This is a genomic window from Bacillus sp. P4_D3 (assembly GCF_056401855.1).
Genome location: NZ_JBFUIN010000312.1, coordinates 1 through 3,826 on the forward strand (window position 1 = coordinate 1; position 3,826 = coordinate 3,826).

Genomic DNA, 3,826 nt, shown 5'->3' on the forward strand with positions numbered 1-3,826 from the left:
GTAAGTACATATTGTAGTAAAGTCCTTGTTCACTAAGCAATTCTTGATGTGTTCCTCTTTCTATGATTTCCCCTTCATGCATAACAAATATTTGATCCGCATCTTGGATTGTAGACAATCTATGTGCAATCGCTATCGTTGTTCTACCTTTTCGCATTTGCTGCAATGCCGTTTGGATCGCCTCCTCTGTTTCTGTATCAATATTTGCCGTCGCTTCATCTAACACTAATACTTTCGGATTAGTTGCTATCGTTCTAGCAAAAGCAATTAATTGCCTTTGACCACTAGAAAACGCAGCTCCTCTCTCGACAACTTCTGTATCATACTGCTCCGATAATTTTTCAATAAACGTATTCGCTTGCACAAATCGCGCGGCTTCTTCTATCTCTTCATCCGTTATCTCTTCATTATACATACGAATGTTTTGCTTTACATTTCCAGCAAATAAAAATGCATCTTGCAGCACAAGGCCAATTTTCTTTCGAATTTCTTGTTCTTCAAACTTCTCTAAACCCACTCCGTCTATTACAATATTACCTGATTTAATATTGTAAAATCTCATTAATAAATTCATAATTGTACTCTTACCACTACCAGTGTGTCCAACGAAAGCAACCGTTTGCCCTGGCTTTACGTGAAAAGATACATTTTTTAAAACGTCACGCTTTCCATCATATGAAAAAGTAACATCTTTAAACTGAATTTCCCCGTTAACTACTCGTGGATTTTCACTCCCCATTTGAACAGGAGCTAAATCTTTATCGTCCATTAAATGAAATACACGCGATGATGAAACGAGCGCTTGTTGGAAGAAAGATAGTTTCATCATCATCTCATTTACCGGCTGGAAGAAACGATGAATATAGTTAACGAAAGCATATAAAACCCCTACTTCAACAGGACTCTTTAAAGCGTCAATTCCAAATAAACCAAGAACTAACGCAATTGCTACAATATGAACAAGATCTGTTGCTGGACGTAAAAGTAATGCATCTAATTTCAATGTACGACGTCCAGCACTATAATGCTTGTTGTTCACTTCTTCAAACTCTTTTCTCATCCGCTTTTCTTGCCGGAACACTTGAACAATATTCATCCCTTGAATGGACTCATTTAACTTTGCATTTAATACACTCAGTTGATTACGTACCTCTAAATAAAAAGCTGCACTTTTCCGTCGATACAGCACCATAATCGCAAACATAATTGGAATTAATATGAGAGAGAATAGCGCTAATTTTACATCTAGTAAAAACATCGCTACTAAAATCCCCACTAAAAAGACTACATTTTTCACGAATGTTGATAGTACACTAACATAAAAATCCTTAATCGCTTCCGTATCATTCGTTATACGAGATACAAGTGTACCAATCGGCGTACGATCAAAGAAACTTAATGACAATTTTTGAACATGGTCATACACTTCAACTCGCATATCTTGAACAATCTTAAAAGCGATATTTTGAAAGTACAATAAGTCTAAATACGTAAATAATACTTTTAATAAGTGAGCAATAATATACACTACAAATAGAGTTACAAGTGCTGATTGTTCAAAGTTACGTGGTACTAAGTGTTCATCAAGAAATTGTTTAATTAAAAAAGGACCCATCATTTCAGTTACAGTTGCGCCAACTAGAAATAAAAATGCTAATGCTAATAATCCTTTATATGGTCTCATATAAGAAAGCAATCTCCTTAAATCACTCCGCTTTTTCTCAGCCATCATACGCCTCCTTTCTCTACCAACGCCTCTAACTGCTGGCTTTCATACATTTCTTTATACCAACCATTTTCGTTCATTAGTTGTTCATGTGTTCCTCGCTGCATAACCTTACCTTCATCAATAACAAGAATAAGATTTGCATGCTGAATCGCACTTAAACGGTGCGCAGTAATAATCGTCGTTTTTTCTGCTCTTTCTCGTTTCAATGCAGTTAATATAGTTTCTTCTGTTTTTGCATCTACAGCTGATAAACAATCATCTAAAATTAAAATTTCAGCATTCGTTAATAACGCACGTGCAATTGAAATCCGCTGTTTTTGGCCTCCTGATAGCGAAACCCCTCTTTCACCTACTACCGTGTCATATCCTTCCGAAAATTGAATAATATCATTATGAATACAAGCAATCTCAGCAGCCCTGCTAATTTCTTTATATGTAGCATCGGCCTTTCCAAAAGCAATGTTCTCCCCAATACTCGCTGAAAATAAAAAATGATCTTGCGGTACGTATGAAATTGCAGAGCGTACACCGTGAAGTGTTAAATCTCGAATATCCCGCTCACCAACTTTTAATTCACCATTAAAGTGGTCATACTCGCGAATTAAACATTTTAATAACGTCGTCTTCCCTGCACCGGTACGCCCGACAATTCCTAACGTTTCACCTTTTCTTAAATTAAAGTAAATATCTTTTAAGTTTAATAGTTCATTCTTTTTATAAGAAAACGAATCAACAGCAAACGAGACATCACCACTTGCTATAGCATGTATAGCATTTTCCTTATTCACTACATCCGAAGTTTGTGAAAGTATTTTCTCCACACGATCATACGAAGCACGTCCACGCTCCATAATATTAAATAGCCATCCAAAAGCTAACATTGGCCATACAAGAGTCCCTAAGTATGTTGTAAATGTTACCAATTCCCCTACAGTTAATTCACCCCGTACGACTAATAATGATCCGTAACAAATTGCGATTAAAAATGAAAATCCGACAATTAAGGAAATCGTTGGATCGAATAACGAGTCAATACGTGCAACTAACATATTTTTATGTACGACATCTTCCGATTTTTTCCGAAACGCTTGTAAATCCTCTTTCTCTTGTCCAAGTGAGCGAATTACCTTCATCCCACTCATACTTTCTTGTACTTTATCATTGATTTCAGAAAACGATTGCTGCGCTTTATGAAATCTTCTATGCAATAAAGTTCCATAATAATTTGTAGAAATAGCTACAATTGGCATCGGAATTAAACTTAATAACGTTAACTTCCAGCTAATTGTAAACCCCATCGCTACGAGTACACATCCTCCAACAGCTAATGAATCAACGAGTGTTAACACACCTGACCCAGCAGTTTGCTGAATCGCCTGAATATCATTTGTCGCATGTGCCATCAAATCGCCCGTACGACGTGATTGATAAAAGGATGGGCTCATCTTTGTAAAATGTTCATATAAATTCTTTCGCAATTGACGAGCTAGTTTTAAAGAAGATCCAAAAATCATAATACGCCATAAGTAACGTAATATATACATCGTCATTCCTACAACTACTAATAGAATAACCCAGTTCAACAATTTTTCAGATGTTAATGTTCCATTATTAATTTCATCTACTACAATTCCTAGTACCCTTGGCGCTACAAGTTCAAGAAGCGCGACACCAAATAACATAATAATTCCAATTATGTACGCTCGTTTTTCTTGTTTAAAAAACCAAGCTAAATTAAAAAATACTTTCATATTTATCCTCCTCCCTTAAAATGAGCGATATTTTCAGTTTATCAAAAATGCAGAATTTTTAAAAGTTTTAAATATCTTTTATATCCAAAAGAAAAGGGCACTCGGTAAGAGTGCCCTTTGGCGCTTATTTTGTTTGTTGCTTATTCATCGCGCTCATCATTTGATTGATTTTCTTTTGGGAAGGTTTTTGTCCCATTTGCATCATCATCATTTTTAACATTTGTTCGTTAATTGGTGGATTTTTTTGTAAGTAATTCATCATATATTTGCGGGCAATGAAAAATCCTAACGCCACGCCTGCTACTAGTGCTACTACGCCCACTAGAATACCTAACCACATTGGCAT

The 3,826-nt window shown here is 35.8% G+C and carries 3 protein-coding genes; all 3 read right to left on the minus strand.

Annotation, left to right across the window (positions count from 1 at the left end; genetic code table 11):
• A partial coding sequence (locus AC1DTM_RS20050) for an ABC transporter ATP-binding protein (RefSeq protein ID WP_477000719.1) occupies positions 1-1,729 on the minus strand: 1,729 nt, incomplete at its 3' end.
• Positions 1,729-3,480 carry an ABC transporter transmembrane domain-containing protein gene (locus AC1DTM_RS20055; RefSeq protein ID WP_002160872.1) on the minus strand — a complete coding sequence of 584 codons (1,752 nt, stop codon included), beginning with the start codon at positions 3,478-3,480 and terminating at the stop codon, positions 1,729-1,731. The genes AC1DTM_RS20055 and AC1DTM_RS20050, both read right to left, overlap by 1 nt.
• A gap of 124 nt (positions 3,481-3,604) precedes the next feature.
• Complete coding sequence (locus tag AC1DTM_RS20060; protein ID WP_001132292.1) at positions 3,605-3,826, minus strand: YneF family protein; 222 nt, start codon at positions 3,824-3,826, stop codon at positions 3,605-3,607.